Below are 18,798 nucleotides of genomic sequence, written 5' to 3'. Positions count from 1 at the left end.
CCCCCTTCCTCCATTATAAACATGAATAGTTGAGTTATTTTTTCTCGTTATTATCCTGCTTTTGTTCCTTTTTCTCATCCTGATTTTCTTTTTTGACTCCATAAGAAATGCTTTTAATATGAAATGTAAAAATAGTGACCAACTCATGGTTCACAACCATGGTGATATATTCAGGGGTTGTTTCGGATACAACACCTTGAACGCTCTCATGGCCTCCACGGTTAACCTGACACCAAAGATTTTTCATGCCTGCTAGCAATCCAACAAAATTTTCTGCTTGCATAATTTTTAACACAGGTTGAGGCTCTGTAGGTTCCAGAACATCCATGATGTCTTTTGTATTTTGTGTCATACTCTTTAAATGCTGAGTGTTGTAGTAGACAAGCCCATCCTTCTCATTGTAAATAACGACATAATCAGAACCTACGGATACTACCCTACCTTGCCGCGACTCAGGACCTCCGCGATCCAATCTTACTTGTTTACCCACCAGTGTCAAATAATCAAAAGCCATGTTGTTTTCCCTCCAGCTAGTAAAATGGTTGTTGCATTATTATATATACGTACCTGACAATGGTTTGTACTAAGCGGATAACCTGTCTCTCAGTTTTTCCGCTTTTATCTCTGCAAGGCTTATGTACATGGTAAAATATACCAAATTTCCCCCAGTCAACAACGTCTCAGCATTATTGACCGGAAGAAATATCAATTTATTTCTCGCTACTACTGGATATCTCTTATATTAGACACATCCGAAATACTGCTTAAGGCAACGGCAAAAATGATATCTCTCGTGGACAATACGACGACATTGCCATTTAGTCCAATTACTTCTGCATTCTGAACATCTTTTAATTGTTCTGCCAAAGTGTTGAAATCAACCTTAGATTTACGGACTAATGGACTGAACAAGCTCGTCAAGACAGCATCTTCGCAATTATTCGAATCTTTTTTCTCGGACCCACTCGTATTTCCTTCCAACCATTTCTCATTAAAATCTCCCACCCAAATTTCCAATCCTGCAATGAGATCGACTGGCACGAAATGGTCTACTCCGTTGCTAACGAAATTTAGAACACGGTTCTCAGCAGAATTGATTTTCACATCAGAATATTTCCCGTAGGAATAGTCTAATGTGTGTAACTCTTTCACTGTAATACCTTTCAGTTGATTTAGGAAATTTCCTATACAACACTTCTCACAGTTACAATTACTGTTACATTGCCCTTTCCCGGAAGATCTGACATGTTTAGGCGGCCCTGGAGGCCCTGGAGGCTTTGGCGGCTTTGGCGGCCCTACCGGTCTTGGTGGCCCCGGTGGTCCGGGCGGTCCGGGTGGTCCCGGTGGACCTGCTGCTCCTCTTGGTCCTTCTGGCCCTTCTGGTCCTCTCGGCCCTTCTGGTCCTCTCGGTCCTTCCGGCCCTTCTGGTCCTCTCGGTCCTTTCAGCCCTTCCGGTCCTTTCGGTCCCATCGGTCCCATCGGTCCTCCAGGTCCCATCGGTCCTCCAGGTCCCATCGGTCCTCCAGGTCCCATCGGTCCCATCGGTCCCATCGGCCCTCCAGGTCCTCCAGGTCCTCCAGGTCCCACTTTCCCCCTCTTTCCTTTATTACCTTGCTTACAGATAACTGTTTTTCGTTTGTGAATGCTATGTTTTCGGTGACATACTCGTTTTTTTCTCTTTTTCTTATTTTTAGTACATTTGCAGCGTCGATTACAGCAAACAACACAAATCTCACTTAGTCTCTTTGAACACCGTTTTCTAGCTTTAATAATTTTCTGCTTTCTCCATTTTCCGAGTCGTAATTTATGTTTGTATTTCGTTTTTTTAGAGCATTTACATGCTTCTTTATCTTGGCCAACGGTGCAAATATCCTTTTGGTTGCTTGTGAGCGAGTGAAGGACAACCGGCTTGTTCATTACGGTGTACTTCCCATAGCCCGAAATTTTAGCATTATGGAAGATTTTCATGCTTCGCGAACCAGGATGCATAAATACTTTAGAATGCTTAATCATAACTATATCCTCCCTTCATAAGAATAGGCATTTTGTTATCGGGAACATTCATCTATGTGGGTGTTTGCAATATTAGTGTATGGACCTATGAAATAGCCTGTTCTAGGGATAAAGCACATTTTAGGAATTGCAAAAGCTCAGAAAAAGAAAAAGGGCGCTGTCCTAGATCATTAGAATCCACGTGACATATACTTAGAATATAAATATGGATACAAATCAAATATCTGGTATTCCTAAACCATGAAGGAATGAACCTTATCATTGACGAATAGGAGGTTTTCTTATGTTGTTTGTTTGCATACTTTTTCTTTTGGGCTTTGGTTTGTATATTTTATTAAAACCTCCTACGAGTCTTAACAACCACGAGTTAAGTAATCATATATTGCAAGAGCAACAATTAAGCGATCTGACTAAGATTGATAGGATGACTAAATATGAAAAAGCTCATATTTCCGAAATAAAAAAATAATACCGTCCTCAATCGTTTGCACTGGTCGCTATTATATAGTCATTATCGCGAACATTTTTTCCATAGGACAATATCCATCAGGATACCAAAGTTAAATGAAAAAAAGCCCATGGGATTGTACCCTCGGGCTTGTTGTTTCTTCATATGACTTACGCTATCGCATACTGGTCTTATTAACTATTATTCCCTTATAAAATCCCACTAACAATCGGCAAAATAACTTCCACCATAGTCCCTTTCCCAACTTCACTTTCAATTCGCATAGTCCCCTTATGATTTTGGATGATTCTCATCGAAACCATTAATCCTAACCCTGTTCCTGTTTCTTTTGTAGTAAAAAAAGGATCTCCAATCTTGGATATTTCATTTTGTGGGATTCCATGTCCTGTGTCTTGAATTCGAATGTGTATTTCATCGTTTTTTTGCTTGGCTTCTATTGTTACTTGTCCGCCTTTAGGCATGGATTCAATCGCATTCTTTAAAACGTTGATGAATACTTGATTGATGCTGCGTTGACACTGGATTAATGGTAAATTGGCATCCAACTCTTTATTGATTTGAACGTTATAAAGGTTGGCTTGTCCTTCAAATAGTCGTGTAACGTGATTTAACTCGTGGACCACGTCCCTTAATTCCGATGCCTCAGTTGAAGGTTTAGCTAACACTAAAAGCTCACTTACAATTTCATTGATTCGATCAATTTCTGATATCATGACTTCATTGCGCAATTTCTTTATACCTTCTATATCCTCTTTTACGTACAATTGCATGAATCCTCGCAAACTAGTCAATGGATTTCTAATTTCATGAGCGATTCCAGCTGCAAGTTCTCCTACTAAGGAAAGTTTCTCGGATCTGCGAATTAATTCTTCAGATTGTATGCGTTCTGTTATATCCCGCCCCATACTGATAACATGTTGGATCTCTCCAGCAGCATTTCTTATTCTTTTGGAATGTGCTTCTTGCCAAATATAATGGCCGCTTTTATGCCGAACTCGATAAACAAATATTCTACTATCCGAATTATCATAATAACCGTACTTTAGCCAGTTAGATTTCAAATCTTCTGGATGCCAATACTCATAGGCAGATGTTCCGATAAGCTCATCCGGCTCATATCCGAGTTGTTTTCGGATAGCTGGGGAGACATATGTGATCATTCCTTCCGGCGTTAAACGCAAAATAACATCCTGGGAATGTTCGGAAATAAGCTTGTGCAATTCTTCAATCTTCTTGAACTCTTCTTCCTTCTTTTTTTGTTCTGTTATATCTACAACTTGGGAGATGAGTATGCTATTAGCATCGAATCCTAGTTGGTTCTTAACGATAGTAACATGTAAAAGCCCCCACATAATGGCCCCGGATTTATGAATGTACCTTTTTTCTAATTGGTAACCCTCACGTTCACCTTGCACCAATTGACGCCACAATGACTGATCTGCTTCTAAATCTTCAGGATGGGTAACAGATGGAACACCCAGATTTATTAATTCACTTTCGCTATATCCTAACATTTTGCAAAAAGATGGATTAACTTTGAAAAGGCTTCCATCAAAAGCTAAAAAGGCCACTCCAATTGGAGATTTTTCAAATGCATGTAAGAGAAGACTATGGTCATTGAAGTTAGTTAGCATCCGATCCTCCGTGTAAAGCAGTACATAATTAACCTAACAAAGGCATTATAACAGCAATTTTCAATCCGTTGTATAGATGTTTTTACAAAAGTACATCTCTAAGACGCTTTGTGTAATATCAGACGAAAATAATTTTGATTTTGAATGCATAAGAATTCCTTCCACTCCAAATGATATGAGTACACCAAGAAAAGGAGTGATTTTTTCCATGGCAAACAACAGCACATTAGTGGTTCCTCAAGCAAAAGCAGCTTTAAATCAAATGAAATTTGAAGTAGCTCAACAATTGGGAATACCTTTACAACCAGATGGTTACAATGGAAATCTCGCGACGCGCGATGCAGGCTCTATTGGTGGCAGCATTACTAAAAGATTAGTACAAATGGCTGAGCAGCAGCTCCAAGGTTTTCAACGTTAAGTTTTTGATGGAAAAGTAAGCTTGCAAAAAAAGACTTCTAGCCACCTAGCCTCCTCCAGGTGTGATGAAGTCTTTTTATTTTGATACCAACTAACAGTGAATTGGAGAGGATACAGAATGACGCAAAAGAGTGAGCACGAATCAACAGACACAACTAATGATCTTAGTCAGAGTACTGCAGCGGATGGTTTACATACAACTGATGAAGGTACAAGTATGAATGACCGGATCAAAGCAGAAACAACACCTGAGACGTGCCGTGCAAGTTTAGATGGAAATTGAGTTGGTAAATTTTCACCCCAAGGGATTAGCCCCTCTTCCAATGCACACAATAGTAATGTTTCAAAATTACTCTAAAGGTGGCTACTCTCATGTCGACAAATAACCAGCAACAAGAAAATCATTTGAAAGATCAAAAAGATAACAAACCCAATCATGGTAGCAGAAAAAAGAAGAAATAGTTAATAGAAGCCCAGGGATTTTCCTGGGCTTTTTGAATTCAGTTCCTTGAGCGACTCAAACTCTAGCATTCCGAACTATCCCCGACATCATTTCTGCATTCGGATAGTCCACATCCCTGTAAAGTTGAATTACTCTCTCCGCGTCAAAATCAACACGCTGTATGGATGTTTTTATTTTACCTTCTTCAATTTCAATCAGACCATAAGAAGCTTTAGTAATGCCATCAAACGGAAGGCCTACGCTTCCAACATTCATAAGTATTTTACCATTCAAGTGTCTTATGTAAGCTTTGTGGATGTGCGCGTACACATAGATCTGCGCGTCTTGTGAACTCATCAAACGGTTCTGTAACCCAGCGTCGTCCTCGTTCGGAAGCACGATTTCAAATAAACTACCCGGTGTTGCATGGAAGGCGTTTATTCGAGTTCCACTTACCTCACAATTAATTTCTGTCGGGAGTGTTTCTAAATAGGCCAGATCAGACGGTTCAAGTTTGGAATAGGTCCAATCACGTTCGATGTTCATGAGGTCAATCACTTTTTGCGGAACTTCCCCTTCGCGAACGCCGCGGACTACCCACTCGTCTGCATTGCCTTTAATCACTTCCGTATTCAAAGAACGAATTAAATCCAGAGATCGTCTGGGTTCCGGTCCACGGTAACAAAGATCGCCTAGCACATAAATTTTATCCACTTTATTTTGCTTAATATCGTTTAAAACCGCTTCAAGAGCAATTGCGTTTCCATGTATATCTGAAATAAAAGCTATTTTCATCCGAACTTGACCCCCATAACAATAATGGATAAATTTTACCATTACTTACTTTGCGTGTCCACGAGGTACAGCCGTTTTGATCAGCAAAAAAACCACCTCGCGGTGGTTTTAAATCAGCTTATCCTTAACGATTACGCCGCAGCAACACTACACCGCTAATGCTTGATGTATTTTTCTGATATACCACTTTAAAACCGATATCTGCATCCAACAAACAGGCAAACGCGTTATTCAATAGTCTACCGGGAGCTAATGTAAACGTACAAGGTGAAGCGTTGCCGATCACACGAGAGGCGGTAATTCTGCGTGCAGAACCTGGACGAAGCGGATTTCTTACCCAAGTTATCAGAACGAAATCAGTGTTACGAACTGCTTTTACTCGAGCCATAGTCTTCACCTCTTTATGGTTAGGTACTCTACATTAAATGCGGGGTTCAGAGAATTGGATCTAAGCGCTTACCTAAAAAAAGGGAAACAAAAACAGCCCCATGAGAAGATTCTCATGAAGCAAAAGTTGACTAGCATCTCGAAAACTCATATGCTATAATAGTCAAACAAGAACATATATTCTCCTTTTTTCGCATTTATCTTACAGTCAGAAAAGAAGGTATCCGATCCAATGCAAGATCCAACAATTTTTGAACATCTACGAGACAAGTATGCCGACGAGGACAGAGCGAAGCTTGTTATGCTTCAGTTAAAAACGTTACTAGAACAAAAGAAAAAGAAAAAATGGTACCAGAAGCTGAGAATGCCTACAAAAACACAACCATCAAGCTGGAACGAGTAGTACCCCATAAAAAAGAGACTTTCCTCCAAGTAGCCTGACTACTTAGGAAAGCCTCTCTCCGTTTGTTATTTACCCCTATTTTTCGAATAGTACAGTACACCAAGGTAATGAGCCCCTGTAAATAGCGTCAGAATCCCAAAGAAAAGCAAGAATCCGCCCTGCCGATCACGGAAGAACAACTGCAGAACAAATAACGCCAGTGAGATTTCGCTCCAGAGAAGCGTTCTTTTTTTGAGTTGGGTCAAGTCCGCGGTGGATTTGCTAATTTTGCGAAGATTCATGAAGGTAAGACCTGCAAGTACAATGATTCCAACAACAATCACGAGAATGTAACCCGAATTGCCCGACATGTGACTCCCCCTATTTCGATGTTCAACTTTATCTTCTTTTAATAGTAAGATATTATATCTAAGATACATGGAATGATGCTAGATGTCTATTTGAAAAAGAAGAGAAGGAGTCTTATATGTCTACAATTATGTTTAAAACAATAGAAGCGTCGGATATTCCCGCTCTAATGGACATTTACAACCATTTCGTCATGAATTCCACCGCCTCTTTTCATACGGAACCTGTTACAATCACCGAATTTACAGAGAGTGTTATTCATCCGAACTCGCGTTTTCAAACTTTTGTGATCACTTTGGATGGAGAACTCCAAGGCTATGTGCAAGTAATGCCTCACAAGAAAAAGCAAGCTTATGCCACTACAGGAGAAGTGACGATCTATTTACAACCGGGGTGCGTAGGCAAAGGAATCGGTTCCGCCGCCATCCAATTTATAGAGACGTTCGCGAAAGAACAAGATTTTCATTCCTTAATCTCTACGATCTGTGCAGATAACAAACCTAGTATTCATATGTTTTCGAAAAATGGCTACACGCAGTGCGCTCACTTCCGCGAGGTTGGCTTCAAATGGGGCAAGTTCCTTGATATCGTAACCTATCAGAAAATCATTTGACATTCTAAGGCGTTAACAGCTGCCAATTCAAACCTCCATCTTTCGTTTTCCACAAATGCCGGGCATCCCAGAGCCAGCCGCTGCTTGTTGTAACGAAACTCACTTGTAAATTCGGATCAAGCGGCTGGAACGCGGCGGGAAACGTGTGTTGACTCCATGTTTTCCCGCCGTCGCCGGTCCGAAGCAGCTGTCGCTCTTCCTCTTGAGCACGATTCTGCTGATTCGATTGCAGCAGTACGAAACCATGATCTGCATCTACAAAGGACAGTGCTCTCGGTACGAGAGACATCGATATTTTACCTGCTTCCTCCCATGATTCCCCGTCCGTCATGTGGTAAAACGTTACAGCCGGCTTGTTTTTTTCACTTGGACTTGGGAATGAACTCGAACCAATAAACCAGCCCTCTAGGGATGAAAGGAATGTAACCACGCCTTCGCTTGGCATAGGAATACGATTTGAGGCTAACCAAGTAATGCCCCCATCTTGCGTACGAAGCAATACCAGGTCCTTGCCGTTGCGAACGGCAATCAATCCATTTTGTCGATCGAAGAACCGAAAGAACGTAATTTCCTTTCCTCCCTCAAGCACAGGCAAGTCCTGGGCAATCACTTCCCATGTTTGACCTCCGTCCGCGGTTAAGCTTAGTTGCGATTTTTGGTCTTTCGATTCATTTGTCAGCAACCAGCCCGTTTGAGAATCAAGAAAAGAAAGCGTGCTTGGCGCCACCAAGGCGTCTATCCCTCTCTGAGGCTTCCAAGTCGCCCCACCATCATCAGTTTGCATGAGCGAAGCTTTTCCTTTTCCAGACGTAATACCATAACCTTGCAGCTCATTCACAAAGGTAATGGCTTTGGTAGGGACATTTGGCTTATGAATATTTTCATTATGTACTTGTATATTTTCGCCCGAAATGACAGATAGTCCGCTATTTTGCTTGTCTGGTTTGCTCGTTTGTGTACTTGTTGGCAGAGTCGAGGTTTGTTCATGAAAACAGCCTGCGCACAGCACAAAAACGATCAATATCATTAGTTTTTTGTTGTTCATCAGGGTTATCATGTCCTTCTCCTCGCTCCTTTCACGTTTCCGGTTTAAGTATATGTAATGACGCTCTATGACTGGAAATAGTTCATGTCCATGGCTTCCAATACATGTTATTCCTTTATTTCACAGGATAGGCTGTCCCTTCATTACAAAAGCTAGAGCATATCATAATGCTCGGAGGGATTGCCATGACCACAAAGTTGGTGTGCTCCGCTGCCATCGTTTTCCTGCTAGCTGCTGGGTGCGGTGTGCCTAAAAGCAAGCCATATCATGATCAGCGCTCAACGCAAAATGCACATGTCAATGAGCAAGAAGCAACAATAAAATCCAGTCTCGATGACAGCGTTTTTGATTTTGAACCTTTGCCGAGCCCAAAGAACATAGAAACATTAACGCCGACGACAACACCTCAGGCTACCGTATCACCTAAATCTGCACCAACGGCTGTTACACCTAGCCCGTCGCCTAGAACAAACCCGAAGAAAGCCGCCCATACGGAAGGGTCCAGTTCTAAGAAGCCATCCGTTCCCGTTCAAAAAAATTCAGGTCAAGTTCGAATTTCACAGAAAAAACTTACGCTTTCGCAACTCGTAGTCAAATATCCGGACACTTTCAAGCTGCGCGGTTCCAGCCAGGAGAAGAAGGTCGCGCTAACCTTCGATGATGGACCTGACACGCGGTTTACACCCAAGGTGCTTGATGCTCTTAAGGCCAACCAGGTAAAAGCAACCTTTTTCGTGCTCGGCTCACAGGCTAGTAGCCACCCTGATATCGTTAGACGAATTGTTCGTGAGGGCCACGTCATTGGCAATCACTCATACAGCCACGCGAATCTACCGAAATTATCGGTGGACAAATTCCAAAACCAGATTATGAACACGGAAAATGTCCTGCAAGGCTTAATTGGCTATGCGCCTAGGCTTATCCGTCCACCCTACGGAGCAATTAATGAAGAGCAGGTCAGATGGGTCGCTGACCACCATTATTTGATCGTGAATTGGAATGTCGATTCCCTAGATTGGAAATCGCTGAACTCGGAGCAGGTGCTGAACAATATTATGCAGCAAACGAAACCTGGTTCCATCATTCTGCAGCACTCCGGTGGAGCTGATACTCAGGATTTATCGGGGACTGTCCAGGCCATCGGACCGTTAATCACGAAACTCAAAGCAGCCGGCTATACCTTTGTCACTGTACCTGAACTGCTTCACGTGACCAAAAACAAATAAACCCAAGGATAAACGACTTCGTCGTCCATTCAGGACGAGCGCGTTTGTCAAGGTAGAGCGAAGCAAAAGTTAAAAACTTATATTTCTTATCTACGAACAAACGCACCTTAAGGTGCGCTCTCGACTGTTCTTTCCGCCCAAAAAAAGTCATGGAACGAAGAGTTCCATGACTTTTTTAATGTTCTATTGGTGCAGCAGCGGCTGCCGACGACTTGCATTCTGAGCAATAGCCAAATATCTCAAACCGATGACTTTGAATTTCAAAGCTCTCCGGCAAATCCTGAACTAGCTTCATCGGGCAAAATTCGAACGTCACCGTCTTCTCACAGCCCACACAGATCATATGATGATGATGGTGGGATAAGCAGCTCGCTTTAAATTTCAACCCATCAGCCAAATGAAACTGTTCCAACACGCCCATCTCACTCAACAATCGAAGATTACGATACACGGTATCGAAACTGACACCAGGATATTTGATTTTCATGTATTCATAAACGTCTTTCGGCGATAAATAACTTCCAGATTCCGCAAATAATGTTGCCAAACTCCTGCGCTGCTCTGTAATTCTCCAGCCCTGCTGAGCCATGGCCTTCAGCATCTCGTCAATCGTATGTGTATGAGTGCCCACTTGCATTACCCCTCTGTCAAGAATTGTTCTACTAACATAGTGCAGCAAATTGGCATCCTACGTCAAGTAGCTGACCATCCATGTTTCGACAATCTAGTCCAATTTGCCTCCCACTCATTATAACACATAATAGTAATATTTATTATTAATAGCGTATTTACAGACAATAAAAAGAACCCACAGCTTTACGTGCCGGGATTCTTTTCGATTCTTTTTACAAACTGCACTTAAGATTCGGCTTCATTATCAGACATGGATTCCAGCTTCAGCAAGGCATCCCGAACGGCATCTCTGGAGAAATTTTCTCCAATAAATACCGCAACATCGGGCACTTCACCTTTTGGCGTAATTTTAACGAAATCCATTTCCCTGTACGCATACTGAAATAAGAAACGGCTTGATGTATCAGAGAAGCTCAGAATTCCTTTAGCACGATACACCTCTTGTGGAAGCTTACTGACAAACTCTTCAAAAGCATTACTATCTACTGCGCGTTCAAAAAAGTGCGTATATGCCATCACATGGCTATGAGAATGATGATGGTGGCTCCCGTGCTCGTGCTCTTGAGCATGTTCATGCTCTTCTTGTGACGAGCGACTGTCTGACTCATGATCATGTGAAGCAGGCTCGGCCGTCAAATGAGCTGCAGCGTATCCCTCTTCTTCGAGCATTTCAACGAGTCTCATATCAATTTGACTAAAGACTGTAAAATGTATGGAGGCATATGGATTCCATTCCCGCACAAGGGTATCCACTTCCTCGAGCGCCGTGCCCGTGAGCAGATCTGTCTTATTCAAAAGAAGCAAGTTCGCGCATCGGATTTGTTCCTTCATAAGGCGATATGTTTTGCCCCTGCTTGTCCGGTTAAGCTCCAGCAATTGCGGAGCATCTACAACGGTGATGACGGCTTTGAGCTCCACTGGAATGATAAGCGAAGCGTCAGTTACTTCATCAATGATTTCCATGGGATTCGCGATTCCTGTGGATTCTATGAAAATCAAGTCAGGCTGTTCGCCAGTTACTAGCTCATGAAGAGCTGTTGCCAGATCGCCACGGCTTGAGCAGCAGATACAGCCGCCCAGCAGCTCGGACATCGGCACTTCATTTGCTACCAGCTGCCCATCCAAGTTCACTTCACCGATCTCATTCATAATGACTGCCGGCTTTCGCCCCGCTTCGGTAAAATGATCAATTGTTTTCGTCAATAACGTCGTTTTCCCGCTCCCAAGGAAGCCGGATAAGATATAAACCGTAACTCTTTTCTGTGCCATCGCCTTTACTGCCTCCGCTCTTGAATGACTTCAAAGTTTGTAGATAAGATGGGCCATTTCCCTACATGCTGGACAAGAAACGGAAACAGCTTAACCCACAACAAGCTGTTCGTCGGGTCAACCGGCTTTAGTGGAAGCTCTAAGCGGTCATATAAAATACTTGCCGCCTCTTGAGCGAGCGCCAAAGCCAAATCCGCTGTTGAGGATAGTTCGACGGTTGACAAGCGAGGCAAATAGTACTGACTAATCGATTCAGATAAACGATGCTCGGACAAGTTGCTTGAAGCCATCATTTCTTTCATTCCCGAACTGACCAAGCGAGCAATTTCTGCATCGAAGGCATGAGGAATGCAATAAATTTCTAGCGCCAAAGCGGCTATGTAAATCTCTTTTATGAGTTCATCTTCTTTATCTTGTGTTAAAACCGGATCTTGCAAATAAGCAGCAACTGCCGGCTTGATCGTATCCCAGCTATTTTCGATGCTTTTCATCGTAAACTGCAGCATAGCTGCAGCTAGTTCAGCGGGTGTGATTTGTTTTTTTTCTGCATCTTGCATGGTAGACTATTCCTCTTTTCTCTCGTTGCTTTTAAAATGGATGACTAATTCAATAATTTCGGAACGGCTCCCTAGACGAACCGGCGGCCCCCACGTACCAAAGCCTGAGGAAACGATGGCATGCAGATTCCCCTTCTTCAAGTACCCCCAATCCAGCTCAAAAAGCCTTCTTGTGATGAGGTAATTCGGACTAATCTGTCCCCTGTGCGTGTGCCCTGAAAGCATGACATCAGCGCCCGCAGCTTCCGCTTTATCCAGGTGATAGGGCTGATGGTCCATAACAATAATAGGCTGGCCTAGGTCAGAACCGTCTAGCAAGGACGCAAGTGCTTTTCGCCCCTCGGCCGTTCGTTCGGCCGCCTTGTCTTTTCGGCCCACGAGATACAACCGATCTTGGATATGAACAGTTTCGTCCATGAGTACACGAATACCGATTTTGTCCATCTGTTCGATGAAGGCAGGAATATGCCCCCCAATGTATTCATGATTGCCTAGTACGGCATAAATCCCAAGAGGAGCTTGCAGTTCCCGCATCGTCGTACCCATATCATAGCGGATAAACGGTCTAATATCATCATCAATAACGTCCCCTGGCAAAAGGATCAAATCCGGCTTTAAGCCATTGACATGCTTCACCAGCTTTCGCAAATGACGATTGCCCACAATGGAGCCCAAATGGATATCCGAAGCCACAGCGATGCGTAACTGCTCCCAGTCGCCTGCTTTTTTGGGAATCGTAATCTCGTACTTCCTTAGAATTGGACTACGTGCATTGTAGGAACCACGCGCCATAAGCAGAATAAGAATCCCAAGATCTATCAATCCAAGGATAGGGGTATAAGTAGCAGCAGGGACGGATGTCAGATGAAGCACTCCCGCAACCAAGTCCGTCAACGGCAGCAGCAGGAAACCGAACTGCATCATGGCAAACCAGTAAGAACCGACAATTTTTAATATCATCTTCATCCCAGCAGGCAGAACTTTGGAACCAGCCCATGCTAATAGATACGACAAGGCAACGATCCAGAAGACAACCCAATATAGGCCGGGATGAAACCAAGAACCCAATTGGTTGGATAGAAAGACCTGACCGTGCCAGCCGATGTAACCGTTCAACCCGAAAATAATGGCAAATACAAGGGTGATACTTAGAACCGTGCGTATTTTCATTTTACCTCTCCCATTCTCTCCATCCGCCTACAGCAGCAGGCTTATCGGTTCTATGCATAACTCATCATCATTGCGCACATTGCCCACCCGGCTGGACACGGGGTACGCATACATCTCGTCAGACGGGTATGGCTTCAGCAGCGGGCGCAGCGCATCCGTGTTCGTTATGCTGCGGTCCAGCCAAGTCGCTTCTGCCTCCCGCGGTAAAATGACCGGCATACGCTCATGAATATCCATCATCAATTCGTTCGCTTCCGTAGTAATGACCGTGCAGGTGGATATGCGAGTGCCGTCTGGAGACGTCCATGTATCATATAGCCCTGCCATACTAAAGATCTCTTTGTTGCGCAGCATGATTCGCATAGGCTGCTTCTGCTTTCCCGTCCCCTTCCAGTCGTAGAAGGAATCTGCCGGAATTAAGCAGCGTTTGCGCTCAAAGGGCTTGCGAAACGCAGGCTTGTCCGCAAGTGTCTCCGACCTTGCATTCAGCATCGAATAACCTAGCTTCTCGTCCTTCGCCCATTGTGGAACGAGTCCCCAGCGCAGCTCGCCGAGCTTATTTTTCTCACCGTCGTGAACGATCGCCATGACTTGCTGTCCGGGTGCCACATTGTATTTGGGGCTGTACCTCGCCGGATATTTGTAATAAATATCATACCGCAGCATCAGCTCCTCCAACGTTACGGTTATGGTATAGCGTCCGCACATGGCCGCACATCCTTTGCCTTCATATTTCCTAGCGAGAGTCTTCGCTTCCTACTTTCCTGTCTAACGTCACAATCTCTCTTCTCCATTATGTGAAAAAGAAATACTCACGTCAATTCGCGCAGCCCGAGGAGGGTTCTCCATCGGGCTGGCGGTTGCGTCATATCTTCTTTGTGTACGTCATGGACTACGTTTTGTGTTCGTCACCTTTTTTGTACATGCTTGCGACGAAGTGATCAATGTATCTGGCTGTTCGCACGCTCATTTCAGCCCGCATGTAGTCTTTCGCAATAATCAGCGCGTCTTCGTGCCCGCGGCAAACATAGCGGTAATGAATGGCTCGATCATTTTTCTCTTCTTCGAACATTTGAATGCTTCTATGCATCATTTTCGATTTGGTTTCACTTATATCGGCTAGAATTTGCGCCGCCAGCGCGTGGGCAGCGCGTGAATAGAGCTGCCTAAGCGTTTCAGCGGATCTTTCAATCTCAACAGCCTTTCTTTTGATCATCCCGTGCATCAAGGGCAGCAGCACGTAGTCCCGCATAATGCCAATGTCCTCCGCTGTAGGACGATTCGCCGGAGCAGCCTTGTCGCTGCGCAAATGTTGCAGCGCTTCCCGGTGCTGAGGCAGCATCATCCTGCTGGACTCCCACAAACCGTTCTTTTCCAGTTTCTTACTCATTTATAGTGCCCCCCGATTTTGAGCGCTCTGTTCTGTGCTTGACCGGCTGTCGTGAGCGAGGAAGCCCGCACAATCGCTGCGTTGCCGAATCGGTCCTTGAGGCTATCTGTTACTTTCTCAAGTGCCCTCGCCTTAATCTGATCTTCAAAAAGCGTAAGCTGATACGTATCATCGTCAACGAATTGGCTTAACATCACACCGGCACGGCGGACGGGCATCGTGTCCCAAAACTTGTAGAACAGCTTCTTAACGGCTTGAAAAACTGTTCTAGTATGATTCGTCGGGTCAGGCATCTTCATTTGACGTGAAAAGCCTGTCGGAGCGTCAAATGGGCTGCACATGCAGCTAACGGTCACAATGGACGCCATATATCCCTTGCGCCGGCAATCACGGCACACCTCTTCAGTAAGCTCAAGCAGAATCGTATCTACCTCAGCAGATTCCGCGTAGTCCCTGGGGAGAGTCATCATATGGCCTATAGACTTCGGAGGCGTATCGAACGTACCGGGCGTAACCGGACTATCATCCAAACCATTCGCTGTTCGCCACATGACTTCCGCATGAATGTCGGATTGCTTGCCAAACCGTGCGCGGAATTTGTCCTTGAGCAGCGGCAGCGGCGTTCTCGCCACATCGCCGATCGTATACATGCCCAGTCTGGCAAAATGCGCGGTCATCCTTGAACCGACACCAAACATTTTACTTACTGGCTGCGCCCATAAGTACTCCTCAACGGCGGGCGGGCGCAGCGTGAAGATGCCGGTCTCATTCTTTTTGGCCCAAATATCTGTCGCGATCTTCGCCAGAATTTTATTCGAGCTAATCCCTATACGGACCTTCACGCCCGTTTGCTGCAGCACCTTCCGCTGAATGGCCATCGCAATCGTATCCGGGTCTCCGAAAACAGGCAAACTTGCCGTAATGTCTAGAAACTGCTCATCAATACTGAAAACCTCAACAAGATCGGTAAATTCTTCGTATATTTTAGTAATCATTAGTGAAACATCAATATAATGCTGCATGCGCGGACGCATAACGACCAGCTCCGGACATTTCTTAAGCGCCTCCCCCAGCCGCTCGGCCGTGGAAACGCCAAATGATTTGGCGATGGGACAAGCAGCCAGAATGATGCCCGAACGCAAAGCAGGGTCACCGGCGACCGCAACCGGTTTATCCCTAACCCCCGGATGATCCGCCTTCTCTACACTTGCGTAGAAGCTCTGGCAATCCGCCAGAAATATCGTCCGTTCCTTTCCTTTGCTCACCGCAATCCCCCCCGCATATTCATCAGCGTAGTCATCAGTTCTGCTTTAACCAAGCTGCGAAGCATCGTGAAGTGATGGATGTAGCCTCGGACTTTGTACTCGACATTAATACCCAACGCATTCATTTCGGTATGAATGACTTTAATATCTCTTTTCTTCATAACGCTCTTAATGCTTTGTAATTGAGGATAAATGGCTGTCTCCACCTCTCTGAGGTAAAAAAGAATATGATTGTATACAATTTTATCCTTATAAACCTTGAGTTCCTCCATATCCCTTGCCAACATATCGAGCAAAATGGGCAGCAGCGTATATTCCTTAATAATTTGAACATCCTCTTCTGTCTCAATTCTTGCATGAACACTCATATTTTCCACCACCATATGCGAACATATATTCGTGTTACTTATTATATACCGAACACGTATTCGTTATGCAAGTGGTTTTTTTGAAAAGTAAAAAAATACCACCTGACCAGGTCGCTTAGACCTTGCAGGCGGCATTTTGGGAATAGCTTATCGAAACATGGACCACAGTTTGATCAAGTGAAACGTGTTCGAAGGATCGATTTTTTGAGAAAGAATGAACTCCAAAATCTGATTCGCTTGGAAGTTGGTCAGATTCTCGCCGAGAATGCCGGAGGCAATCCCGATGAGCTTCGTGACCTTCATACGATTTTGCAAATCAGCCTTCGTAACGCTTTGCAGCAGCATGATGAGGCGTTCCTTGATCGCCGGGTTTCTTAATTTGAACTTGACTCGCTCAATCAACGCAGGATCGATGCCATATAGCTGATAACTCATGTTCGTACCTCCGATGTCCCGTCATGCTTTATACATATGAGGAAACGAACATAATCTTGACTACATATAAATGGCGATCAAAATAACACATATACAATTTAGCGCAACAAGCAGAGGCATCCCGATAACGAATGAGGTATGCTTCGTCTTATGCCGCCAAACCCGCATGCCGAGCCAACCGCCAATCCCGCCGCCAAGTGCAGCGAACATAAACAGCCGCTTCTCCGGGACTCTGCGCCCGCCTTTTTTGGCCTGCCCCTTGTCGTGCCCCATCTCTATGAAAGTAACGATATTCATCAGCAGTAAATATACAAGAAAATAAGTCAAATGATGGCACCTTCGCTTCCAAAATAATAATAGAACTACTATTATCTTAAAATCGAATGGGGGCGTGGTCAAATGTTAATTTTAAAAGTTACAGCAGCGTAAGCTCCACAACGGTCGCCCTCTTATCCGGCAGCGGGTAGCTCGAGTGCTCCGGTCTACCGAAACTAATGAACGCATCATCCGGATACTGCGCAGCATTCCAAGGGCGGCTTAAGAAGACTTCGGAACCGTCCGACAGCAGTCTGGCTTTCTTCACTTTCCCCGCCAAACCGTTCAAGTTGATGGGACCTACACTTTCTTCGAACAAGTGGGCGTACAGCAGATTGCCCTTTTGCGTGTACCTGCCCCATTCCGGTTTCGGCCAATCGGCTTGCCCGCAGCCGTAAATGCTGTTCCCATTTTTCTGAATCCAATCGCCAATTTCCGACAAAATGTCCAATGACTCCTGCGGAATCTCGCCGAGCGCATTAGGACCGACATTCAAGAGCAAATTACCGTTTTTGCTGACGCACTCTACCAGCTTCCGAATGACGGTAGTCGGGGATTTATATTGGAAATCCTGAGCTGCGTAGCCCCAGTTATTATTTAGCGTAATACAAGCTTCCCATGGAATAGGGTTGCCCTCATAATCCGTCACACCTTGCGGTGGAATGATTTGTTCCGGTGAAGCAAAGTCGCCTGAATAGCTGAGCGGATTGTTCGTAAAAATGCTCCCGCCTTCCTCGCCGCTTGCGTCCAGACGGTTATCTACAATGACGTGCGGCTGCAGAGACCGAATCATCGCCATCAGTTCTGTTGCTTTCCAGGTCTCCCCCTTCATCTGATCATAGGAGAAATCGAACCACATGATGTCCAGCTTGCCATAATTCGTGAGCAGCTCTTTGACTTGCCCGTGCATATATTGCAAATATCTGTCGAACGTCTCTGGATTTCTGGCATAGCTCTCGTTACCCCGCATCGGATGGTGGCGATCTCCATAGGCCGGATAATCCTCATGATACCAATCGATTAATGAATAATAGAGCCCGACCTTCAAGCCTTCCGCCCGAAATGCTTCAATAAATTCCCGCACTAAATCTCGCCCGGCTTTGGTGTTCGTTGATTTATATTCCGTGAGAGCGCTATCAAACAAGCAAAAACCATCATGATGTTTTGCCGTCAATACCGCATATTTCATACCTGCTTGCTTGGCTGCGCGCGCCCACGCTTTAGGATCGTAGCGAACAGGGTCGAATTCATCAAAATACGGTTGATAGTCCTCTACCGAAATGCGCTCGGCATTGCGAACCCATTCTCCTCTAGCTGGAATCGCATACAACCCCCAGTGAATGAACATACCGAATCGATCCTGCAAAAACCACTGCGTGCGCTCTGTTCGTTCTTGAATAATCGGATTTGTCATTTCTACACACCTTTCGCTATTAAAATGCTAGGCGCTCCCAAGGCCCTCTTTCGAGCGGTGAGCCCACTAAGCCCATTAGGTTTATTCTACTAAGACTGATGGGCAATGGACAGGTACGAAACTAACCTCTGTTAGGATATAATTAACATTCTGCCTGCAAAAAAAAGCTAGGATCATGACTGACAATTAT

Annotated in this window: 22 protein-coding genes; 4 read left to right on the top strand and 18 right to left on the bottom strand. The window is 44.6% G+C overall.

What is annotated here, in order from left to right:
* Positions 1 to 34 precede the first annotated feature (34 nt).
* From ACUN27_RS14685 to ACUN27_RS14675, 3 genes are all read right to left on the bottom strand, one after another.
* Positions 35 to 514: a hypothetical protein gene (locus tag ACUN27_RS14685; RefSeq protein WP_315951197.1), complete on the bottom strand. Its 480-nt coding sequence runs from the start codon at positions 512 to 514 to the stop codon at positions 35 to 37.
* Positions 515 to 723: 209 nt separating this feature from the next.
* The gene (locus ACUN27_RS14680; protein ID WP_445559083.1) at positions 724 to 1,587 is read right to left on the bottom strand and encodes a collagen-like triple helix repeat-containing protein; all 864 of its coding nucleotides are present in this window, start codon (positions 1,585 to 1,587) and stop codon (positions 724 to 726) included.
* 1,083 nt (positions 1,588 to 2,670) lie between these two features.
* Positions 2,671 to 4,116, bottom strand: a complete 1,446-nt coding sequence (locus tag ACUN27_RS14675; RefSeq protein ID WP_445559082.1) for a PAS domain S-box protein — start codon at positions 4,114 to 4,116, stop codon at positions 2,671 to 2,673.
* Between the two features lie 208 nt (positions 4,117 to 4,324).
* Here ACUN27_RS14675 and ACUN27_RS14670 point away from each other — a divergent pair, with 208 nt between their 5' ends.
* Positions 4,325 to 4,534: an alpha/beta-type small acid-soluble spore protein gene (locus tag ACUN27_RS14670; RefSeq protein WP_127452259.1), complete on the top strand. Its 210-nt coding sequence runs from the start codon at positions 4,325 to 4,327 to the stop codon at positions 4,532 to 4,534.
* A 516-nt stretch (positions 4,535 to 5,050) separates the two neighbouring features.
* Here ACUN27_RS14670 and ACUN27_RS14665 read toward each other — a convergent pair.
* Together ACUN27_RS14665 and ACUN27_RS14660 are read right to left on the bottom strand one after the other, a co-directional pair.
* Entirely contained in the window at positions 5,051 to 5,770 is a 720-nt protein-coding gene (locus ACUN27_RS14665; protein ID WP_445559081.1) for a metallophosphoesterase family protein, read from the bottom strand.
* Positions 5,771 to 5,894: 124 nt separating this feature from the next.
* Positions 5,895 to 6,158 (bottom strand): hypothetical protein, encoded by a 264-nt coding sequence (locus ACUN27_RS14660; RefSeq protein WP_127452254.1) that lies wholly within the window; start codon positions 6,156 to 6,158, stop codon positions 5,895 to 5,897.
* A 231-nt stretch (positions 6,159 to 6,389) separates the two neighbouring features.
* Here ACUN27_RS14660 and ACUN27_RS14655 point away from each other — a divergent pair, with 231 nt between their 5' ends.
* Complete coding sequence (locus tag ACUN27_RS14655) at positions 6,390 to 6,560, top strand: hypothetical protein (RefSeq protein ID WP_326062673.1); 171 nt, start codon at positions 6,390 to 6,392, stop codon at positions 6,558 to 6,560.
* Between the two features lie 65 nt (positions 6,561 to 6,625).
* Here the strand turns inward: ACUN27_RS14655 and ACUN27_RS14650 are convergent, their stop codons facing one another.
* Complete coding sequence (locus ACUN27_RS14650; protein ID WP_445559080.1) at positions 6,626 to 6,910, bottom strand: hypothetical protein; 285 nt, start codon at positions 6,908 to 6,910, stop codon at positions 6,626 to 6,628.
* Between the two features lie 128 nt (positions 6,911 to 7,038).
* On the opposite strand from ACUN27_RS14650, the gene ACUN27_RS14645 reads away from it, so the two are divergent.
* Positions 7,039 to 7,521, top strand: coding sequence for a GNAT family N-acetyltransferase (locus tag ACUN27_RS14645; protein ID WP_315951207.1), 483 nt, complete (start codon positions 7,039 to 7,041; stop codon positions 7,519 to 7,521).
* A gap of 4 nt (positions 7,522 to 7,525) precedes the next feature.
* Here ACUN27_RS14645 and ACUN27_RS14640 read toward each other — a convergent pair whose 3' ends face one another.
* Positions 7,526 to 8,548: a hypothetical protein gene (locus ACUN27_RS14640; protein ID WP_445559079.1), complete on the bottom strand. Its 1,023-nt coding sequence runs from the start codon at positions 8,546 to 8,548 to the stop codon at positions 7,526 to 7,528.
* A gap of 203 nt (positions 8,549 to 8,751) precedes the next feature.
* On the opposite strand from ACUN27_RS14640, the gene ACUN27_RS14635 reads away from it, so the two are divergent.
* On the top strand, positions 8,752 to 9,792 hold the full coding sequence (locus ACUN27_RS14635) for a polysaccharide deacetylase family protein (RefSeq protein ID WP_315951210.1): 1,041 nt from the start codon (positions 8,752 to 8,754) through the stop codon (positions 9,790 to 9,792).
* 175 nt (positions 9,793 to 9,967) lie between these two features.
* Here the strand turns inward: ACUN27_RS14635 and ACUN27_RS14630 are convergent, their stop codons facing one another.
* The 11 genes from ACUN27_RS14630 to ACUN27_RS14580 form a co-directional block, all read right to left on the bottom strand.
* Positions 9,968 to 10,429, bottom strand: coding sequence for a Fur family transcriptional regulator (locus tag ACUN27_RS14630; RefSeq protein ID WP_315951211.1), 462 nt, complete (start codon positions 10,427 to 10,429; stop codon positions 9,968 to 9,970).
* A 221-nt stretch (positions 10,430 to 10,650) separates the two neighbouring features.
* Positions 10,651 to 11,694 (bottom strand): CobW family GTP-binding protein, encoded by a 1,044-nt coding sequence (locus tag ACUN27_RS14625; RefSeq protein WP_445559078.1) that lies wholly within the window; start codon positions 11,692 to 11,694, stop codon positions 10,651 to 10,653.
* 5 nt (positions 11,695 to 11,699) lie between these two features.
* Complete coding sequence (locus ACUN27_RS14620) at positions 11,700 to 12,251, bottom strand: hypothetical protein (RefSeq protein ID WP_315951216.1); 552 nt, start codon at positions 12,249 to 12,251, stop codon at positions 11,700 to 11,702.
* Between the two features lie 6 nt (positions 12,252 to 12,257).
* On the bottom strand, positions 12,258 to 13,421 hold the full coding sequence (locus ACUN27_RS14615) for a metallophosphoesterase (RefSeq protein WP_445559077.1): 1,164 nt from the start codon (positions 13,419 to 13,421) through the stop codon (positions 12,258 to 12,260).
* 27 nt (positions 13,422 to 13,448) lie between these two features.
* Positions 13,449 to 14,129 carry an SOS response-associated peptidase gene (locus tag ACUN27_RS14610; RefSeq protein WP_445559076.1) on the bottom strand — a complete coding sequence of 227 codons (681 nt, stop codon included), beginning with the start codon at positions 14,127 to 14,129 and terminating at the stop codon, positions 13,449 to 13,451.
* A gap of 184 nt (positions 14,130 to 14,313) precedes the next feature.
* Positions 14,314 to 14,811, bottom strand: a complete 498-nt coding sequence (locus tag ACUN27_RS14605; RefSeq protein ID WP_315951222.1) for a hypothetical protein — start codon at positions 14,809 to 14,811, stop codon at positions 14,314 to 14,316.
* Positions 14,808 to 16,076 carry a DNA polymerase IV gene (locus ACUN27_RS14600; RefSeq protein WP_315951224.1) on the bottom strand — a complete coding sequence of 423 codons (1,269 nt, stop codon included), beginning with the start codon at positions 16,074 to 16,076 and terminating at the stop codon, positions 14,808 to 14,810. Before ACUN27_RS14600 ends, ACUN27_RS14605 begins: the two co-directional genes overlap by 4 nt.
* A complete protein-coding gene (locus tag ACUN27_RS14595) occupies positions 16,073 to 16,444 on the bottom strand; it encodes a hypothetical protein (RefSeq protein WP_127452234.1) in 372 nt (123 codons plus the stop codon). The genes ACUN27_RS14600 and ACUN27_RS14595 overlap by 4 nt, the downstream gene beginning before the upstream one ends.
* Before the next feature lie 147 nt (positions 16,445 to 16,591).
* Positions 16,592 to 16,879: a stage VI sporulation protein F gene (locus tag ACUN27_RS14590; RefSeq protein WP_315951225.1), complete on the bottom strand. Its 288-nt coding sequence runs from the start codon at positions 16,877 to 16,879 to the stop codon at positions 16,592 to 16,594.
* Between the two features lie 60 nt (positions 16,880 to 16,939).
* A complete protein-coding gene (locus ACUN27_RS14585; protein WP_315951227.1) occupies positions 16,940 to 17,176 on the bottom strand; it encodes a DUF1294 domain-containing protein in 237 nt (78 codons plus the stop codon).
* Between the two features lie 118 nt (positions 17,177 to 17,294).
* Positions 17,295 to 18,608: an alpha-L-fucosidase gene (locus ACUN27_RS14580; protein ID WP_445559075.1), complete on the bottom strand. Its 1,314-nt coding sequence runs from the start codon at positions 18,606 to 18,608 to the stop codon at positions 17,295 to 17,297.
* Between the last annotated feature and the right edge of the window lie 190 nt (positions 18,609 to 18,798).

The sequence above is a fragment of the Paenibacillus sp. WC2504 genome (assembly GCF_052682475.1).
The sequence above is the reverse complement of the archived record's forward strand: the minus strand, read 5'-3'. Positions and strand labels throughout refer to the sequence as shown.

Coding starts and splice junctions, on each gene's coding strand:
- ACUN27_RS14685 (WP_315951197.1), bottom strand. CDS start 514: ATGGCTTTTGATTATTTGACACTGGTGGGTAAACAAGTAAGATTGGAT.
- ACUN27_RS14675 (WP_445559082.1), bottom strand. CDS start 4,116: ATGCTAACTAACTTCAATGACCATAGTCTTCTCTTACATGCATTTGAA.
- ACUN27_RS14670 (WP_127452259.1), top strand. CDS start 4,325: ATGGCAAACAACAGCACATTAGTGGTTCCTCAAGCAAAAGCAGCTTTA.
- ACUN27_RS14665 (WP_445559081.1), bottom strand. CDS start 5,770: ATGAAAATAGCTTTTATTTCAGATATACATGGAAACGCAATTGCTCTT.
- ACUN27_RS14660 (WP_127452254.1), bottom strand. CDS start 6,158: ATGGCTCGAGTAAAAGCAGTTCGTAACACTGATTTCGTTCTGATAACT.
- ACUN27_RS14655 (WP_326062673.1), top strand. CDS start 6,390: ATGCAAGATCCAACAATTTTTGAACATCTACGAGACAAGTATGCCGAC.
- ACUN27_RS14650 (WP_445559080.1), bottom strand. CDS start 6,910: ATGTCGGGCAATTCGGGTTACATTCTCGTGATTGTTGTTGGAATCATT.
- ACUN27_RS14645 (WP_315951207.1), top strand. CDS start 7,039: ATGTTTAAAACAATAGAAGCGTCGGATATTCCCGCTCTAATGGACATT.
- ACUN27_RS14640 (WP_445559079.1), bottom strand. CDS start 8,548: ATGATATTGATCGTTTTTGTGCTGTGCGCAGGCTGTTTTCATGAACAA.
- ACUN27_RS14635 (WP_315951210.1), top strand. CDS start 8,752: ATGACCACAAAGTTGGTGTGCTCCGCTGCCATCGTTTTCCTGCTAGCT.
- ACUN27_RS14630 (WP_315951211.1), bottom strand. CDS start 10,429: ATGCAAGTGGGCACTCATACACATACGATTGACGAGATGCTGAAGGCC.
- ACUN27_RS14625 (WP_445559078.1), bottom strand. CDS start 11,694: ATGGCACAGAAAAGAGTTACGGTTTATATCTTATCCGGCTTCCTTGGG.
- ACUN27_RS14620 (WP_315951216.1), bottom strand. CDS start 12,251: ATGCAAGATGCAGAAAAAAAACAAATCACACCCGCTGAACTAGCTGCA.
- ACUN27_RS14615 (WP_445559077.1), bottom strand. CDS start 13,421: ATGAAAATACGCACGGTTCTAAGTATCACCCTTGTATTTGCCATTATT.
- ACUN27_RS14610 (WP_445559076.1), bottom strand. CDS start 14,129: ATGTGCGGACGCTATACCATAACCGTAACGTTGGAGGAGCTGATGCTG.
- ACUN27_RS14605 (WP_315951222.1), bottom strand. CDS start 14,811: ATGAGTAAGAAACTGGAAAAGAACGGTTTGTGGGAGTCCAGCAGGATG.
- ACUN27_RS14595 (WP_127452234.1), bottom strand. CDS start 16,444: ATGAGTGTTCATGCAAGAATTGAGACAGAAGAGGATGTTCAAATTATT.
- ACUN27_RS14590 (WP_315951225.1), bottom strand. CDS start 16,879: ATGAGTTATCAGCTATATGGCATCGATCCTGCGTTGATTGAGCGAGTC.
- ACUN27_RS14585 (WP_315951227.1), bottom strand. CDS start 17,176: ATGAATATCGTTACTTTCATAGAGATGGGGCACGACAAGGGGCAGGCC.
- ACUN27_RS14580 (WP_445559075.1), bottom strand. CDS start 18,608: ATGACAAATCCGATTATTCAAGAACGAACAGAGCGCACGCAGTGGTTT.